The organism is Vibrio sp. KUL70 (assembly GCF_059725515.1).
The window spans coordinates 273,534-291,294 of record NZ_AP045835.1; the positions used below are offsets into that span (position 1 = coordinate 273,534).

15 protein-coding genes are annotated in these 17,761 nt (G+C 45.2%); 10 read left to right on the forward strand and 5 right to left on the reverse strand.

Features of this window, described 5'->3' with window-relative positions:
- The first annotated feature begins 159 nt into the window (after positions 1-159).
- Positions 160-2,514, forward strand: a complete 2,355-nt coding sequence (locus AC6I7V_RS15290; RefSeq protein ID WP_255232593.1) for a fatty acid cis/trans isomerase — start codon at positions 160-162, stop codon at positions 2,512-2,514.
- A 105-nt stretch (positions 2,515-2,619) separates the two neighbouring features.
- On the opposite strand, the gene torS is transcribed toward AC6I7V_RS15290, so the two are convergent.
- A complete protein-coding gene (gene torS, locus AC6I7V_RS15295; protein ID WP_498012172.1) occupies positions 2,620-5,601 on the reverse strand; it encodes a TMAO reductase system sensor histidine kinase/response regulator TorS in 2,982 nt (993 codons plus the stop codon).
- Between the two features lie 92 nt (positions 5,602-5,693).
- On the opposite strand from torS, the gene torT reads away from it, so the two are divergent.
- Together torT and AC6I7V_RS15305 are read left to right on the forward strand one after the other, a co-directional pair.
- A complete protein-coding gene (gene torT, locus AC6I7V_RS15300) occupies positions 5,694-6,743 on the forward strand; it encodes a TMAO reductase system periplasmic protein TorT (RefSeq protein WP_498012173.1) in 1,050 nt (349 codons plus the stop codon).
- A gap of 66 nt (positions 6,744-6,809) precedes the next feature.
- Entirely contained in the window at positions 6,810-7,265 is a 456-nt protein-coding gene (locus AC6I7V_RS15305; RefSeq protein WP_255232590.1) for a methylglyoxal synthase, read from the forward strand.
- A 93-nt stretch (positions 7,266-7,358) separates the two neighbouring features.
- Here the strand turns inward: AC6I7V_RS15305 and AC6I7V_RS15310 are convergent, their stop codons facing one another.
- Positions 7,359-7,709: a VOC family protein gene (locus tag AC6I7V_RS15310; protein ID WP_255232589.1), complete on the reverse strand. Its 351-nt coding sequence runs from the start codon at positions 7,707-7,709 to the stop codon at positions 7,359-7,361.
- Between the two features lie 38 nt (positions 7,710-7,747).
- On the reverse strand, positions 7,748-9,823 hold the full coding sequence (gene helD / locus AC6I7V_RS15315; protein ID WP_498012174.1) for a DNA helicase IV: 2,076 nt from the start codon (positions 9,821-9,823) through the stop codon (positions 7,748-7,750).
- A 176-nt stretch (positions 9,824-9,999) separates the two neighbouring features.
- On the opposite strand from helD, the gene yccS reads away from it, so the two are divergent.
- The 5 genes from yccS to AC6I7V_RS15340 all read left to right on the forward strand — a co-directional run bounded on the left by yccS (position 10,000) and on the right by AC6I7V_RS15340 (position 15,736).
- The gene (yccS, locus tag AC6I7V_RS15320; RefSeq protein ID WP_498012175.1) at positions 10,000-12,162 is read left to right on the forward strand and encodes a YccS family putative transporter; all 2,163 of its coding nucleotides are present in this window, start codon (positions 10,000-10,002) and stop codon (positions 12,160-12,162) included.
- A 376-nt stretch (positions 12,163-12,538) separates the two neighbouring features.
- Positions 12,539-12,712, forward strand: a complete 174-nt coding sequence (locus AC6I7V_RS15325) for a hypothetical protein (RefSeq protein ID WP_255232586.1) — start codon at positions 12,539-12,541, stop codon at positions 12,710-12,712.
- Between the two features lie 320 nt (positions 12,713-13,032).
- Positions 13,033-13,353 (forward strand): hypothetical protein, encoded by a 321-nt coding sequence (locus AC6I7V_RS15330; RefSeq protein ID WP_255232585.1) that lies wholly within the window; start codon positions 13,033-13,035, stop codon positions 13,351-13,353.
- A 166-nt stretch (positions 13,354-13,519) separates the two neighbouring features.
- The gene (locus AC6I7V_RS15335; protein WP_255232584.1) at positions 13,520-14,779 is read left to right on the forward strand and encodes a hydroxymethylglutaryl-CoA reductase; all 1,260 of its coding nucleotides are present in this window, start codon (positions 13,520-13,522) and stop codon (positions 14,777-14,779) included.
- 33 nt (positions 14,780-14,812) lie between these two features.
- Entirely contained in the window at positions 14,813-15,736 is a 924-nt protein-coding gene (locus AC6I7V_RS15340) for a LysR family transcriptional regulator (RefSeq protein WP_498012176.1), read from the forward strand.
- Positions 15,737-16,021: 285 nt separating this feature from the next.
- On the opposite strand, the gene AC6I7V_RS15345 is transcribed toward AC6I7V_RS15340, so the two are convergent.
- Together AC6I7V_RS15345 and AC6I7V_RS15350 are read right to left on the reverse strand one after the other, a co-directional pair.
- Positions 16,022-16,555, reverse strand: a complete 534-nt coding sequence (locus AC6I7V_RS15345; RefSeq protein ID WP_498012177.1) for a GNAT family N-acetyltransferase — start codon at positions 16,553-16,555, stop codon at positions 16,022-16,024.
- Entirely contained in the window at positions 16,552-16,821 is a 270-nt protein-coding gene (locus AC6I7V_RS15350) for a type II toxin-antitoxin system TacA family antitoxin (protein ID WP_038969991.1), read from the reverse strand. The genes AC6I7V_RS15345 and AC6I7V_RS15350 overlap by 4 nt, the downstream gene beginning before the upstream one ends.
- Before the next feature lie 404 nt (positions 16,822-17,225).
- On the opposite strand from AC6I7V_RS15350, the gene AC6I7V_RS15355 reads away from it, so the two are divergent.
- Together AC6I7V_RS15355 and AC6I7V_RS15360 are read left to right on the forward strand one after the other, a co-directional pair.
- Positions 17,226-17,474 (forward strand): type II toxin-antitoxin system Phd/YefM family antitoxin, encoded by a 249-nt coding sequence (locus AC6I7V_RS15355; protein ID WP_498012178.1) that lies wholly within the window; start codon positions 17,226-17,228, stop codon positions 17,472-17,474.
- Positions 17,464-17,754 carry a type II toxin-antitoxin system RelE family toxin gene (locus tag AC6I7V_RS15360; protein WP_498012179.1) on the forward strand — a complete coding sequence of 97 codons (291 nt, stop codon included), beginning with the start codon at positions 17,464-17,466 and terminating at the stop codon, positions 17,752-17,754. Before AC6I7V_RS15355 ends, AC6I7V_RS15360 begins: the two co-directional genes overlap by 11 nt.
- The last annotated feature ends 7 nt before the right edge of the window (positions 17,755-17,761 follow it).

The window sequence follows — 17,761 nt, forward strand, 5'->3', positions numbered from 1 at the left end:
GACATACTGTCGAGACCGAATCAAACCTAGCGAGTAGCGTTAATTTTCCCTTTACGCTGCTCGCTTTTCTCACCAAGGCTATTCAACAAATTACTAGAACATGAGCATTTTCAATCATTTTCGATATACTTAAGAAAAATGATAAAACTATAAGTCTCTATGAATTTAAAAAGAATCTTGGTTGTCGTACTGGTCAGCCTCTTCTCTGGTTGTGCAATGTACGCTGGCTTAAACTTCGACGAACTGTTTGGCGAACCCGAAGTTCGCGACCGCCAAGCACCTGTGGTTTCTGCACAAGCACAACATTTCATTAATGAAGTAAAACCGATTATCGATAACCGATGTGTGGTGTGTCACGCCTGTTACGATGCGCCGTGCCAACTAAAAATGTCCTCAGTAGAAGGAATAGACCGCGGTGCAAGCAAAGAGTTGGTTTATGAGGGCACCCGTTTAACCGCATCGGCCCCTACTCGTCTGTTTGAAGATGCGCAGACGACTCAAGAATGGCGCGAGGCAGACTTCCACCCTGTGCTGAACGAGCGTATGCAAAACTCGACCGCAAACTTAGACGCCGGTTTAATAGCTCGTATGCTGATTCAAAAAGAGAACCACCCACTTCCCGATCAAAAACAGTTAGAAGGCTTTGATTTTGCTGTCGATCGCGATCAGCAGTGTCCGACTATTGAAGAGTATGCTCAATACGAGACAGATTACCCAACATGGGGAATGCCTTACGGGATGCCAAATCTTAATAAAGGTGAATATGCGACTTTGATGAGCTGGTTAGAGAACGGCGCAATCATGAACGCTCACATCCCATTGACTGAAGATGAGCAAGCACTGGTTGATACTTATGAGAGCTTCTTAAACAAAAGCGCGCGTAAGAGTCAGCTGTCTGCTCGTTACATCTACGAGCACTTATTCCTTTCTCACCTCTACTTCTCAGAGTTAGAGGGGCCAACGCGCTTCTTCACCTTGGTTCGCTCTGCAACGCCACCAGGTCAACCAGTGCAACGCATTACAACACGTCGACCATATGACGATCCTGAGGTGGCACGCGTTTACTACCGCATCATTCCCGAGCAGGGAACCATTGTCGATAAAACCCATATGCCGTTTGCTCTGAATGAGAAACGCCTGCGAGACTGGACAACTTGGTTCGTCAATACACCATACACAGTGCGAGAGCTACCAAGTTATGATGTCGATGTCGCTGCCAACCCAATGACTGCGTTTGAGGCATTGCCTGTCAACTCACGCTTTAAATTCATGCTCGATAACGCACAAAATACCATCATGGCCTATATCAAAGGCCCGGTATGTCGCGGACAATTGGCATTGAACGTTATTAATGACCGTTTCTGGGTGGTGTTTGTCGACCCGGACAAAGCCGATCTTCCTGAGATCAATGACTTCTACGCTAGCCAAAAAGACAACCTAAAACTGCCCGGGGAACTTGAAAGTAACACGCTACCCGTCACTAACTGGGTAAAATACTCAAAACAACAAGCTCGCTACCTAGACGGTAAGTCCGAGTTCGCTAATAAATGGTTCAAAAACGGTGAGAACCTCACCATGAACGTTATTTGGGACGGTGGCGGTACCAACCCAAATGCAGCGTTAACCGTGTTTAGGCACTTCGACAGTGCTTCTGTGGTGCAAGGTTTGGTGGGGACACAACCAAAGACAGCATGGGTACTTGATTACGCGCTCCTTGAGCGTATCCATTACCTGTTAGTTGCGGGCTTTGATGTGTACGGCAACTTTGGCCACCAGTTGATGACACGCATGTTTATGGATTTCCTGCGTCTAGAAGGCGAGAGTAACTTCTTGACCCTGCTACCTAAAGATGTACGCCATAAAGAGCACTCAAGCTGGTATCAAGACCAGGACACTCAGCTAAGCGATTTCTTGCAGCGCAATATCGCGCCATTCGATCAGCCTTCCAGCGTTGTTTACAAAACTGACGATCCGAAGGCGGAGTTGTTCGACATGTTAAAAGAGAAGCTAAGACCTATCCTCAATGATCGCTATGAAATCGTGAATACTGGATTTGAACCGAAGCACGAGGCTCTACTACAACAAGTCGATGCAATTAAGGGAGCAGGTCTACAACACGTACCTCAACTCGTGATGATGATGATCAAAGCTCACAGCGGTGAGGAGCAGTTATTTACAATGATTCACAACAACTCTCATACCAACATCTCCAGTTTGTTTGATGAAGAGAGCAATCGTGACTACGAGAACGATGATCTTACGTTGGTGAGAGGCGTTGTAGGTAGCTACCCTGCAGCTTTCCTAGAACTAGATGAAACGGAAATCCCTCAACTTATCTCGATGCTACAAGCCATTGAAACTGAAGAGGATTATGTGGCATTACTGGATAAGTTTGCGGTGCGCAGAAGCTCAAGTGACTTTTGGCCTTTCAGCGACCGTGTTCACCAATGGTATCAGCAAAATCAACCTATAGAGTTTGGTCTGCTCGACTACAATCGCTTTGAAAACCGCTAAAGCTTGTAACCCATCCTACATCATTCAAACTAGATTGAGTTAAAACGAAAAATCCTCTGCCTTAACTGCAGAGGATTTTTGTTATTGGAAGCTTAAATGTCATGGCTAAAAATAAGATTTAAGCGCCTTATTCGACGCGCAGACTATCTCTATTAGCGCCTCTGCGGTATTGCCATATTCAGCCAAAGGTTCAGCGGCAGCTTCAATAGCTAAGCAGGCTTGATGTAGTTTGCCTAAACCCAGACTGCCTGCAGAGCCTTTTAACTTATGCGCAAGAGACTTCACTTCTCGTGAGTTCTTCGCTTCGCTAGCCATCTTTAACTCATCGAGAATAACTTGAGAGCTCTCTTCAAACAGCTCCACAATCGACAGCATTTTTTCTTTACCTAGAATCGCCAAGTCGCCCTCGATGACCTTAGGGTCAATGATCAACGCATCCACCTCCTGCTTCTTTTCGACTATATCATCAATGTTGTTTGGCTCATCAATGTTGTTTGGCACACCACTTTCGCCTTTTTGAGCAATGCACATGCGATCCGATGAATCTGGCTGAGGCAGCAACAATCGACGCCCTGTTAACTGAGTACTAATCAGCCTTGCCAACGCCTCTTTCTCTAAAGGTTTTGGTAAGAAGTCATCGAAACCAGAAGCTAAGTACTCTTCCACTTCTTCATTGAAAACATGGGCAGAAACCGCAATCATTGGCGGCTCTGCTCTCTGCGCTTGTGAATGGCTGTTGAGTACCTTTAGGTCATTTCTCAGGTCTCGAATCAGTTCCGTACCATCACAGTCTGGAAGATTAATATCCACTAAGGCAATATCAAAGCCCTGCTCTTTAAACAGCTCTCTAGCTTGTGCACCCGTGGTTGCGATGGTGACTTGATGTCCAAGATTGTTCAAGAAACCCTCTGCAACAATACAGTTAACCGGATTGTCCTCAATCAAGAGTACTTTAGCTTTGACACATGCTTCTACCGCCTGAGCTTGCACTTCTACTTTTTCACCAATCTCAAGCGGAACAGAGAACCAGAACTGACTCCCCTCGCCCTCTTCTGAGTGTACGCCAATATCACCACCCATCGCGGTTAAAATGCTCTTACTGATGGCGAGGCCGAGTCCAGTGCCCCCTTTTTTGTTGCGACCACTCTCTGTTTGGCTAAAGGCATCAAACAAACATTGCTGCTCATCGGCTTTGATGCCTGCGCCGGTGTCCGCCACTTCAAACATCACGCGGTTGGGATCTTCGACATCTAAACTGACGTAGATATCAACAGAGCCGGTGTCGGTAAATTTAATCGCATTCCCCACCAAATTGTTCAAGATTTGACTCAGACGAGTGACATCCCCACGCCAATAAGTCTGCACATCACTTTCGATTTGGAAACTGAAATCAATTTGCTTCTCGGATGCTCTTCCTTCCATGAGTTGGTAGGTGTCTTCAACCATTTGGTGAAGATTAAAAGAAGCAACGCGAATCTCGAGATGACCAGCTTCGATTTTTGAGTAATCCAGAACATCATTGAGTATCGCAAGTAAGTTTTTACCACTGCGGTTGATGATGTCAGCATAGCCCGATTGCAACGGATTTAGCCCTGTATCTTTAAGTAACCTTGCTGTTCCTAAAACACCATTCATTGGCGTTCGAATCTCGTGACTCATCGTGGCAAGAAACGCCGATTTAGCGCGACTGGCTTGCTCTGCTGCACGTCGTGCTTTAGCGTGGTTTAACACTTCTATATTGAGTTTTTCATTGGTTTGTTGCAGCTGATAAGTTCGTTCCGTAATCAACTCTTCAAGGTGCTCTTTGTGCTCCTCGAGCTCACGTTTAGCCTTTGCCTCACCAACCGCCACCACTTGCAGAGCTTGAGCAGTATTTCTAGCTGTGATGATCGCTTGCCCCATATGAGCTAATTCATCGTTACCTTTCACCGATATATCGATATTTAAGCGCCCTTGAGCTATCGACATCAAGGCAACGGAGTACTCAGCAAGCCTTTTGACTACCGACACATACACCACACGCCACACAATAAACGCAGCGATGAATAAACCAATCACTGAGATAACCGATAACGTCCATTGAGCGTAATTCAATGTGGTCGTCAGTTCGTCAACCGCCTCTTTGGTACTGCGGTTCGAATCATCCACCAGCACGTTGACCGTGTTGTTAAGCTGGGAAAACAACGCCAATGTGTTCTGCATTAAGTCTTCTGATTTTTTTGCGTTTTCTTCCTTCTCTAGCGCAATATCGAAAGCCACCTGTCGGCTACGCAGCTCATCTAAAAGCTGCGACATCTGCTCTGAACGGGTTGGGTCTTCCACCGCTTTTACACGACGAGCCATAATTTTCAGGTTAGCTTCAAACTCAGTCTGGATTTGGTGAATACGATCGACATCAGTAACCGTCGGTGTCTCTTCAATCTGATTGAGCATCTTAAACGCTAAAAGATGCAGTTCGTGCAAACGTTCAGAAAGATCCAGATCGACCTCGACTAAAGCATCCAATGCCTTGTATGCGCGATCGGTCTGCTGCTTTTCGAGTAAATCATAAATGTGCGTAACATTAGCCACGGCAATGGTGGCTGTATTCAACACTTGGGTTCGGGTGAGTTGCTCGAGCTCTTCTGCCAACAAGCGCATCTCCTCTACGCGAGAGTGAAGCTCTTTGTTTAGCCATAATTTTCGCTCTACTGATACACCAAGTTCCGCTAAGGTATTAATAACATTCTGAACGTTGTTTTCTAGGTTACTCAACAATTCCGAATCAAAGCTATCTGAGCCAAGTTCTTTGATATGACGCAGTAAAGATTCCAGCAGTTCGAACAGTTCTGAACCAGCTTCTTTGCGCTGCTCTTCATTGCGAGCATTACTGAGAGTTTGTACCGATGCAATAATACGATTGCTTAGTTCAGAGACCTGACGCGCCTCAATCATAGCTGGCAGTGCGGAGTCAACGACGTTTCGTTCTGTTTTTGCCACAAAGCTAAAACCTGACACACCAATCAGAGCTGATAAGACAACCAATAAGGCCATCACTAAAAATGAGGCGAGCAGCTTTCTACCTATACTTGCCGTGGCTAACAACATAAACCCGTAACCTTAAAACATTCTTCTTTACCCATGCAGAATACGCTATATTTTGCAGTGTTTCTTATCCAAAGCCAATAAACTGACAATTCATGCTATCTAAACCTTTAGTTTCAACTCTAGTTTCATGCTCACTGGCTGCAGCCAGTTACTCGGCAGTCGCCAACGACCTCGCAGTGGACAATAAAGCAGCAGCCAAAGACCAGGTTTCTTCTGTCGCGCAAGAAAAAGAGAAGGTGTGCGCCATCTACCCACACCTGAAAGACTCTTACTGGTTGTCAGTCAATTACGGCATGATTTCAGAAGCCAAAAAGCAAAAAATTGAACTACGAGTGCTCGAAGCTGGCGGTTATCCCAACATCGGTAAACAGGCCTCGCAACTTGAGTTGTGCAATCAATGGGGTGCCGATGCGATTATCCTTGGCACCGTATCTCCCGGTGCTTTTTACGACAACCTAACCAAATGGGTCGACTCGACACCTGTTTTTGCCACCGTCAATGAACTCAACCTCAGTCAAGCACAGCAAGATCAAGTGCTCAAAGGTACCGTAGGGGTAGATTGGTGGCAGATGGGTTATGAAGTTGGTAAGTTTCTTAAAGCAAAGCACCCGAAAGGATCAGGAAAAACGGATATTGCGCTGCTACTTGGCCCGCAAGCAAGCGGTGGCACCAAACCTGTCGCTATCGGCTTTTATGATGCGATTAAGTCCAGCGATATTAATATTGCTGTCAGTTACTGGGCAGATAATGACAAAGAGCTACAGAGAAACCTCGTTCAGCAGGTGATTGATTTACCGAATATAAAATACATCGTTGGCAGCGCAGTCGCGATTGAAGCGGCAATCAGTGAGGTAAGAGCGGCGAATAAAGAGAAAGAGATCGGATTGCTTTCAAGTTACTTAAGTCACGGTGTCTACCGTGGATTACTTCGTGACAAAGTGCTGTTTGCACCCACAGATAAGATGGTTGAACAAGGCCGCCTGTCCGTGAAGCAAGCGACACATTATTTAAGAAAGCAACCTTATGAATTTCATCAAGAGCCTAAAATTGAAGCACTAACGCCTTCATCTCTCAAAAAAAAGGTGATTGCCGATTCGTTGTCACCTTCTGAGTTTCGTCCAGTATTCAGTGTCTCACCTTAGTGATATATTGCTAACTAGAAATTAAACAAAATCAAAAAATTTAAGCCAATTACTTAGGAAACATTCATGCAAAAAACAACACGTACGATGCCAGCTCATAAGAACATCGCTTTGGTGGCTCATGATAATTTCAAGCCAGAATTACTGCGTTGGGTGAAAGAGCACAAAGAAAAACTGCAAGGGCACTTTCTATACGCGACAGGCACCACAGGGCATCTACTAAGCAAAGAAACAGGCTTAGCGATTAAAAGCATGATCAGTGGCCCTATGGGTGGCGACCAGCAACTTGGTGCATTGATTTCTGAAGGTAAGATCGACATGATGATCTTCTTCTGGGATCCTCTTAATGCTGTGCCTCACGACCCAGACGTAAAAGCACTGCTGCGCATCGCGAGTGTGTGGAACATCCCTGTGGCAACTAACCGCGCGACAGCAAACTTCCTATTCAACTCTTCAATGCTTGACGAGGAAGTGTCGATTGAGATCCCAGATTACGAAGCTTATTTAGCAAGCCGCACTTAACTAAGCGCCGCAATACAAACACAGCCTGCTTACTTGCAGGCTGTTTTATTTGGTAATGACGAATATTTTGCAACGACGAGACGGAGTGCTCAATTACTTATCGCTCCAAACCGCCATTTCATTACCACTTGGCTCGCAGAAGTGGAAACGTCGACCGCCCGGAAAAGCAAAGATATCTCGCTTAATCATGCCACCCGCTTGCACAATCTCTTGCTCAGTCTGCTCTAACCCTTGGCTATAGAACACCATCAAAGCCCCACCTGTGCTCGCGTCACAAGCCAATTCAGACTGATAAAAACCACCCATCAGACCTTTGGCAGTAAAAGCTGTGTACTCTGGTCCATAATCTTCAAACTGCCACTGGAATACGGATTCAAAGAACGCCTTGGTCTTATCTAAATCTTTTGCTGCAAACTCAATGTAATTAATCGAACCATGCTCCATTTCGGCCTCCTTACCAAAAATGTTGACTAGACTACGGTTTATTTTCTCCGAACAACCGGATAATCCGATTGATGTAACTCTTGTACAAAGCCAGAACCATCACCACTGTGCGTAATCCAGACTTTTTCTTTTGCTCGTGTCATAGCGACGTAGAACAGTCTTCTCTCTTCAGCATAAGGGAATTTATCTGAAGACTCTGTTAACGCGCCATCAATATGAAGCTGTTTCTTCTTCGCTGGGAATTGCCCCTCATCTACACAAAGAATGATCACAAAGTCCGCTTCTTTACCCTTACTTGCGTGGCAGGTCATAAAACTCATGTCTAACGATGTGTAAATCTTCTGCCAATCCGCTAAAAGCTCCGGTTTATGATAGTGGTTGCGCCCAAGCAGCAACACTGACTTTGTCGCATTTCCTTTTACTTGGCGGTTGAGCTGATCGAGGATCTTCTCAACATCTTTACTCGGTGCTGTATACACCGCCTTCTGCTTCTGCTGCTTAAAGCTATTGAGCTCTTTCGGTAGTTGAATCGGGTTCTCTTGCACAAATCGATTCGCCACCGCGCCTAATTGGTTATTAAAACGATAAGTTGTGTCTAAATGATGAATCGTCGAACTTTTGAATCGATCTTTGAAACCCGTGGTTAGATCGACATCCGCACCAGCAAACTGATAGATAGATTGCCAGTCATCACCCACCGCAAAGATAGAGGCTTGATATTGCGCCTTGGTTTGATTACAAAGTGCCTCAACCAACGCCAAGCGATCTGGAGAGATATCTTGGTACTCATCGATCATGATGAACTTCCAAGGCGAAATAAACCGTCCTTTCTCGACATATTGAGTAGCACGACTGATCATCATCGAGAAATCGATTTGATTCTGCTCTTTCAGATTTTTCTGCCAAGCCGTCACACATGGCCAGCAAAGTGCTAACTCACTGTTTAAGCGCGTATAATCGGGGTGATCGATAAGTTGTTGCTGCACCTCTTTTTTGGTTAAGCCTGAACTATTTAACTGCTCTAACTGCTTCTCTAACCACCCGATTAGCTTAAGGTTCGAGACATGGCTGCCAAGCTCTTCATCGCCCTTCAGGTAAGCAATAGGCCATTTAGCGAGGTGTTTTTGCCAACGCTTAAAGTTAGTCGGGGTCATCCAGTGCTTTTTAAGCCAGTCGATACACCACGCTTGACGTTGATTACTGTCCAGTGCCAAAGGAGAGATGGTCACGGGTTCATTTTCAACGTGATTAAGAATTTTTAGCCCCAACTGGTGGAAAGTATTCACCTGCACTTTTTCAGCTGAGAGACCGATTTTGCTATCTAAGCGCTGTTTCATTTCGTCAGCAGCCTCGCGTCCAAACGCGAGCAATAACATCTCTTCTGCCTGAGCCTGATGGCTCTGTAACAGATAGGCAACACGAGCGGTAAGAACACTGGTTTTTCCTGAACCGGCACCCGCCAAGATCAAGTTGTGATCGTCGTTCATCAACACCGCATATTGCTGAGAAAGATTCAGCGGCGAAGATTCGCATTGCGCAAACAGTACTTCCCAGTTTTGACGTTCCCGATCAAGCCATTGTCGGTTGCGCTCCGCTTGCTGCTCTTCGGTCTCAAGCAACCAAGAAGAGAGGCGCGCAATTCGCTTAGGCATGCGCTGAGCAGCTTCATCCAAAGTCATTGCCATAGACTCTAAGCCTTGATTAACTTTATTGACCCATTGCTCGACTTGAGAGTGCGGTAAAAATGCTGGCAGTTGTTCAAGTCGCGTCAACTCAGTTTCCCATTCAGGGACATGCTCCGCTAACTGCTCACATTGAGTATCGTGCCACTGTTGGTAAGCATTCACTGCACGACGTGCAAATTGGCGGCACTCGCTCCACGGCAAACCTTGCACCAACCAGCTGCGTTGTTTCCCCTCATCAGAGTTGGCAAAGAACTGCAATGAACCCCAAAACAAGCCGCGCTTTATCGCGACTTTACCACTCCATATTGTGAACGGAATGCGCTCCTCACTGCCGACAGACGAGAGGAGTAAACGTGAGCCATCTAGCTCAACTTGATGGTATTCATTTTGGATAAAAAACTGTGCAGTCTTATTTGCGCTTAGCTGCATTGGGCTTGCTCTTAAATGGGAGATTGTGAATTTATATCATGTTGCAATAAGAAATAATAATATCCCATCTCTTATCGCCGTTTTCATGACCACCTAGAGTTAATTATGAATTAGTATCAAATTCTTGTGCTTGATTTCTGTTAGGATTATGTTTTTAGCTTGAATAGCGAGCGACTGTGAACTTCTCTGAAAATTTACGCCTCTACTGGGCGAACAAAACCATAAATTACAGCGTCCTCATTCTAATCACCCTCTTGGGTGTTGTGGTGCCGGCTTGGTACTACGAACAAAATACGTTAATCACCCCGCTCATTCTTGGCGTTATTGCCGCTGCACTGGCAGAAAGTGACGATAGTTTTACCGGAAGGCTTAAAGCACTCACATTAACCTTTATCTGTTTTGCTATTGCCGCTTTTTCTATTGAGCTACTTTTTGATACACCTTGGTTGTTCGCCATTGGGTTGTTCATCTCGACGTTCACTTTCATCATGCTAGGTGCCATTGGCCCGAAATACGCCAGTATCGCTTTTGGCTCCCTTCTTGTGGCTATCTACACCATGCTGGGCGCCCATGAGAGCACCAATTTGTGGTTCCAACCGCTGCTACTGTTAACTGGTGCGGCTTGGTACTACTTTATGTCGATGATTTGGCAGATTGTTTGGCCAATGCAACCTGTACAGCAGAACCTTGCGACCGTTTTTGACCAGATTGGTAACTACATGGAGTCCAAAGCAGAATTATTCTATCCCGTGACCGATCTCGTCCCTCAACCGCACCGCATTATTGAAGCCAAACTCAATGCAAGCACAGTTAATGCCCTCAATATGTGTAAAGCCACGCTGCTGAGTCGATCTAAGCGAGGACACATCGATGGGCCAAGCGACCGCTTTCTAAATACCTATTTCATCGCCCAAGATATTCACGAGCGCGTCAGCTCTACTCACTATCGCTATCAAGAATTGGCGAAACATTTTGAACGATCGGATGTATTGTTCCGCTTTAAATATCTCCTAGAGGCGCAAGCCAAAGCTTGCCGTGAAATTGCGAGTTCTTTAAAAGTCGGTGCGGAGTATCAGCACAGTGACAAGTCGGTACTCGCTTTAGATGAGCTGATGTCTTCTTTAAGTCACCTCCATCAACAAAACCGCCCGGAGTGGAAACCGCTACTTAGTCAGCTCGAATTTCTATTTAAAAACTTAGCGACGGTGGAAAAACAGCTCTCAAACATCAATAACCCAGATGCAGAAAAGCTTGAAGAAGACGTATTGGATGACACCAATCCTCATACCTTAAAGGCTATGTGGCACAGAATACGCGCCAACCTTAACCAAGATTCAATGCTATTTCGTCATGCAATACGCATGGCGGTAACCCTAACGCTAGGCTATGGAATCATTCAAGGCTTAGAGATTGAACGAGGCTACTGGATCCTGCTCACGACGCTGTTCGTGTGTCAGCCAAACTACAGCGCGACTCGTCAAAAGCTCACCGCGCGTGTCATTGGTACAGTGGCAGGCCTGCTGATTGGCGTTCCCCTGCTGACTTTCTTCCCTTCCCAAGAGAGCCAATTGGTTTTTATTGTCATCAGCGGTGTGATGTTCTTTGCCTTCCGTATCAATAACTACGGATTTGCCACTGGGTTCATCACTCTACTGGTCCTGTTCTGTTTCAACCAACTTGGTGAAGGCTATGCCGTGGTTCTGCCTCGACTTGCGGATACCTTTATTGGCTGTGCGTTAGCTGTACTTGCGGTGGTTTACCTATTCCCAGATTGGCAATCGAAGCGTTTGCATAAAGTAATGGCCGATGCGCTAGACGCCAATAAGTCCTACCTGGCACAGATCATTGGGCAATATCGGGTAGGCAAAAAAGATAATCTCAGTTATCGCATCGCCCGCCGCAGTGCACACAACAGTGATGCCAACTTAACCGTGGCGATCAGTAGCATGCTGGTTGAGCCCGGAAAATATCGAACCTCAGTCGATGAAAGTTTCCGTTTTTTGACCCTTAATCACGCTCTACTTAGCTATATTTCAGCGCTAGGGGCGCACAGAACACGTATTGATGATGAGGCGACTCACAAGCTGGTGTTAGATGCGTACCGAGTGATTCACGAGCATCTAGATGCTTTGTACTCTCAACTTCATAGCCACAGTGAGCAATGTGAAATCAAAAATAGTTACGACTCAGAGCTTGATAACCGTTTGAGTGAATGGCGAGAAGAAGACGAAAGTTCTGTCCGAATGGTGCTACAACAACTGCATCTTATCTATCGAATGCTGCCTGAATTGCATACCTTGGCAACTAAGTTTGCGGTGAAAGTAACGCTCGGCAAATAGTTCGATAAATACCGAAAAAGTAATACAAAATCAAACCAATAACAAACAAAAGGATAGCTTAAAAAAACACTCGACTTTAGCTATCCTTTTGTTCTTCACGGCATACTATATAAATCAACAAGTTACGAGAAAAAGCCCACCAACCCCCGCCAGTGCTGACATCTACAAAATTTACACACTTCGAATGTTCTAATTTTGATTGACCAAGTACTAACTTTGCCTGACATTTCTCGGACAAAATCTGCTCAAACGAAACTATAGTTGTCTTATAAATTGGAATAGCGAAATATTTAGCGATTTTCCTACAATTTTACTGGATCTATGCTACTGGGACACTATGATTTTAGTAGCGTAACAGACGACATAAGGCTGTATCATGAACGCACTACAATTCGAAGCTTTAAAACAACAGATTCATCTATTGAGCAATCAACAACTTATCGCTCTTCAAGGTGAAATTGGTGAAACCATCGACAATAAAGCCGACAAAAAGCAACAACCTTTGCTTACGGACGAAGAGATGAAAGCACTGAGCGAACTGTTTAGTTAATATCAACTTTACTAAGCAGTTCCTCATTTCTCCGCAGTTTTAACACAATGCCGCTTTACCACCCCTAGCAACTTATCAATATATCAAGTTATCAATATAGCAATTCACACCTAGTCCGCCACAAATCATGCTGGTTGCTCTCTTATTCACTCGTTTGATGAATGAATTTCATCGGACGTTCCAACGTACACTGAATTTCCTATATTGCTCCCCCTGACAACGACTTAGTCACAATGTATCGGCTCGTAGATCGCACATTGCTCTTGCGTTCATTATTTAGCCAACCTAAACTCAAGTAAAGGATAAATAGAGGTCGATGAATGTCCATTTCAGGTCTACATTCTGGTTACGCAATCATGCAGCAGTCTGCCAACATGGTGGAAGAAGCCGCTGTGGAGATTAATCAGCTTGCTAAGAATGAACCTCAGTTAGAGCAAGAAATGGCACCTATAAGTGATCTCAGCTTTAATCAACTCCCTACCGCAGATCCTCTTCAAAAAGAAGCCGTGAGTGAACCCATGCCTTCTCACAGCGATGCGCTAGTTAAACTCACACAAAGCGCCAGCTACAATCGCGTGGGTGCTTCTGTCGTCGAGCGCCAGAATGAAGCCATAGGAAGCCTTTTAGATATTCACATCTAATATGGCGATTAACAGTGTGCTCATAATCTCTGAACAAAGCTTCGCGTTTCTTTGTCGATTGCTGCACAAACTGTAACTCATTATATCTGACGCTTGTTTCTCCCCCATTACTCGGTAGAATCAGCGCAAAATATCTCTTGCTGTTCCAACTGTACCAATAATAATTATGCCAAAACTCAACCTGCACCGTCGCGACTACGTTTCAATCTTAGGTGGCGATATCACCGCAGAAGAATTAGAACAAAAGCTTCAACCCCATTTCGACAAGCCCAGTAAAAAGCTAACTCCAAGCCCTTACTTGACTGAGAAAAATCTTACCCGCCGTTGGACAGCACTTGATAATGCAGAAAGCCAAGCTGAACTGCTTGACGCCCATACCTTTTCGCAATTTTCTGCCTATGAAAAGAATATCGAACACTTTATTGGCACCGTTAAAGTGCCAGTCGGCATTTCGGGCCCACTGCGTGTAAACGGTCTGTTTGCCGAAGGGGATTATTTAGTGCCATTGGCGACCACAGAAGCAGCTCTCGTCGCTTCGTATAATCGCGGCTCTAAGCTCATTTCGGCTTGTGGTGGTGCAAGCGCAATGCTGCTCAATGAAGGGGTGACTCGTACTCCTGGTTTTGCCTTCGAGAACTTGGCGCAAGCTGGTCAATTCGTCGCATGGGTAGTGACGCAATACGATCACTTTAAGGCGCTTGCAGAATCGACGACATCGCACGGCAAACTCACCGACATCAGTTGCAACATCGAAGGCAATCACGTTTACCTTGTGTTTGAATTTTTGACAGGCGACGCCTCGGGGCAAAACATGGTGACCATTGCGACCAATGCCGTGTTCGAATACATCATTGAGCATACACCTGTAAAGCCTGACCATGCGTTTCTCGACGGCAATCTATCCGGCGACAAAAAAGCCAATACACAGACACTGCGCAGCGTACGCGGCAAAAAAGTAACCGCAGAAGTGAACATTCCTGCGGAGTTGGTCGAGAAGTATCTCCATACAACGCCAGAGAAAATGGTTCAGTTTGGACAAATGACCACTGTTGGCGGCGCACTAAGCGGTACCATTGGTATCAATGCCCATTATGCGAATGCACTGGCTGCGCTCTATATCGCTTGCGGTCAAGATGCAGCTTGCGTAGCTGAATCGGCTATTGGTATGACTCGTATGGAACTCAACAAAGAAGGCGGATTGTACGCTAGCGTCACCCTTCCGAACTTGATGTTAGGTACTGTGGGCGGTGGTACGGGGTTACCAAGCCAGAAAGCGTGTTTGGACTTGTTAGGGCTTCATGGCAACGGTAAATCACAAGCGTTGGCAGAAGTGTGCGCCGCGCTCTGTTTGGCGGGCGAACTTTCTATTGTCGGTGCTTTCTGTGCAGGTCACTTTTCGCGTGCTCATCACAAGCTAGCACGTTAGAATCCAGACTCGTTCTCTGATTCTGGAGTAGAGATGGATTATCTCCACCTATCGCGCGTTAGCCTTAAACACCTTACTGTTCTTCACGTTATGCTCAATACTCATAGCGTGACACAAACTGCGGAACAGTTGTATGTAACGCCCTCCAGTGTCAGTAAAACACTCTCTCAGCTTAGAGTGATTCTCGATGATGAGCTTTTCTACCGCGATGGTACCAAGCTCATCCCTACTCCGTTTGCACATCAAATTGCACCAACCGTACATGCCATACTATCGAGCATGAACGGCCTTCTGCATCAAAAGAGCTTCGTTCCAGAGACTTACCAAGGTAGCTTTACCTTATCGATGCGTGAGAGTACTTTTGAAGTGTTTTCTCCAACCATCAGTCGGATAACCACTCAGTTGGCTCCCAATGCAGCGCTAAAGCTGTATTCAAAGCAGCAGTTCGGTTTTGACTCGCTATTAAGCGGTAAAGTGAATGCCATTTTACTGCCTCACGATATTTCACAGCCTCCGACAGAAAACAAAGAGTTGGTATGGAAGACCATCTTATCTGATGAGATGGTGTGCTTGATGGGAGCTGATCATCCTCTCGCCAAAACAGCGCTGACTATCGAAGACTACCTGAGCTACAAACACATTGGGATCTTTGATAACGAGCTGTCACAACCCTTCTTTGAACAGAATTTGGTGCAGTGTCACAAACCTCGTGACGTCGCTATTTCGGTTGCTGACTTTGGCTCCGCCGCCGTACTTTGTCATCAAACACCCTACTTGTTTACCTGTTCAAAGTTATGGTCGCAGAAAGCCCTACAAGCCAAAGGGCTCATCGCGAAGCCATTGCCTTTCGATTATGGAAAAGTCGCATACAGCTTGGTATGGAATCGTCCAAACATGAATGATCAAGCAATGAAATGGCTATGTGACCAGTTCATCACGCCAGAGAAACCGCTTTAAACGTCGGTGAACCACTAAGATCGAAACTCTATGAAATCCAATTATCCCAAAGCCACCGTGCACTTCATCTATGCGGTAACACTATCCCAAATTGAACAAAGGCTCTGAAATGTGGGAGCAGAAAGTTCTAGGCGCTTATTGACAGTGGGGGTATCAACGCCTTGTTAACGAGCGACAACGCAATGCCACCCAAATTAAAATGTTCGCCCTAAACACTGAAGCTGATTTGTATAAAAGTGGACAAGCGTTAGGGGTCCCTGTTGAACAATTTGTTATATTCGTAGCCTATTGATTAAAAAGCTGTTCTACCGTTTTCATTGGTAAAAACATACGAATACGTCCATTATGTTCGCACAGCACTTCAAAGCCGAACTTCGCATAGAACGCTTGAGCGGAATCTGTCAGACAGTCCACAACAATTGCGTACGCCCTCATATAGCGATTCACTTCCCACAAGTACTTCAGTGCTCGAATTAGACTAACCTTTCCGAGCCCAGAGCCATGAAACCCTTTGTGGACAGCTAACTGAGCCAACACAAAAACAGGGATTGGATACCTAGGAAGTTTCTTTGCTTGTTGTGCTGGTAATGTTTCTCGGCTGATTGAACTCGGTGAAACACTATAAAATGCACAAATAGCGAATTTTTGATTTAACAGTGGTTGAGAACTAGGTAAAACCATTGTTCGGCTAATACCTGCTTGCATGTGCTTTGCAGCTTGAGTTTTGATAAATGTGTTTAGCTCTTGCTCACCACAGTCAAATGAGTTGCGATCATGCTTTGATTTACTAAGCTCTACGAACTCTTTACCCCAACTCACTTAATACCACTTTCATCTGTAAATTTGGCAGCTTCAAGCAAAGCTTGATTCGGTGCTTTTGCTTTATTGCACGCAGCCATAAACTCGTCAAAGACACTGTCTTTAACCATAATACTTTCATGTTCCTCAATAACATGAGTCGCATCTTCGTCCATTAGTCTCACTACATATTCAGTGAGACTTTTTAAACCAAGTAAAGCCGATGCTTTTTCGGCTTTTGCCTTGATCTCTTCATCAAGGCGAATATCTAAACGTGCCGTTGCCATAGCCCCTCCTACGTACGGATCTATTCCGTAATTATAGAGAATATAGTACATCCTTAATGCTCATTCAATTTGTACGGAAAACTTACGGAATATAATAAGAATATGATGCTGTTGCTATTTGAGAAGCTGTTCAGCGACCCTCCACTCGCTTTGTATCCATAAAATCCCTCGAACAAAAAGCCATCAAAATACGTTTAGCGGATGTTCAACAACCGTGGGAATCCATTTAGCCGCGTTTAGTGGTGAACAACGCCAACCACCAAACCTAAACGATTGTGCCGTCAACACTAAAGCGGAATCAAGCCGAGAGTGCCGCGCATTGCGAATCACTCTTAATCAGCTTGTTATACCGCTTAGTCAAGGCTAAAATGACCAACATAAAGACCACTTAAGAGACCGATTATATGACCACTAGAATTTTAGCCGATGTTGCTGCAAGTATTACTGAGTTGAAAGCCAACCCAATGAAAGTCGCATCTAGTGCTTACGGTGAACCTGTTGCTGTACTAAACCGAAATGAGCCAGCATTTTATTGCGTACCTGCCGAAGCCTACGAAATGATGATGGACAAACTCGAAGATCTCGAACTACTCGCTATCGCTAAAGAGCGTGAATCTGAAGAGAGCATTTCGGTAAATATTGATGACCTATAAACTCGACTTTAAAAAGAGTGCCCTCAAAGAGTGGAAAAAGCTTGTTTCTACTCTGCAACAACAATTTAAAAAAAAGCTAGTCGAGCGCTTAGATAACCCACATGTTCCGGCTTCAAAACTATCTGGATCTGACAACATGTATAAAATTAAGCTGCGTCAATCGGGCTATCGCCTTGTCTACAAAGTTGAAGATGATGTCATTGTTGTAACTGTACTGGCAGTAGGAAAACGCGAACGTAGCGGTGTTTACCGTAACGCTATGAAAAGGTTAGATGACTGATTGCGGT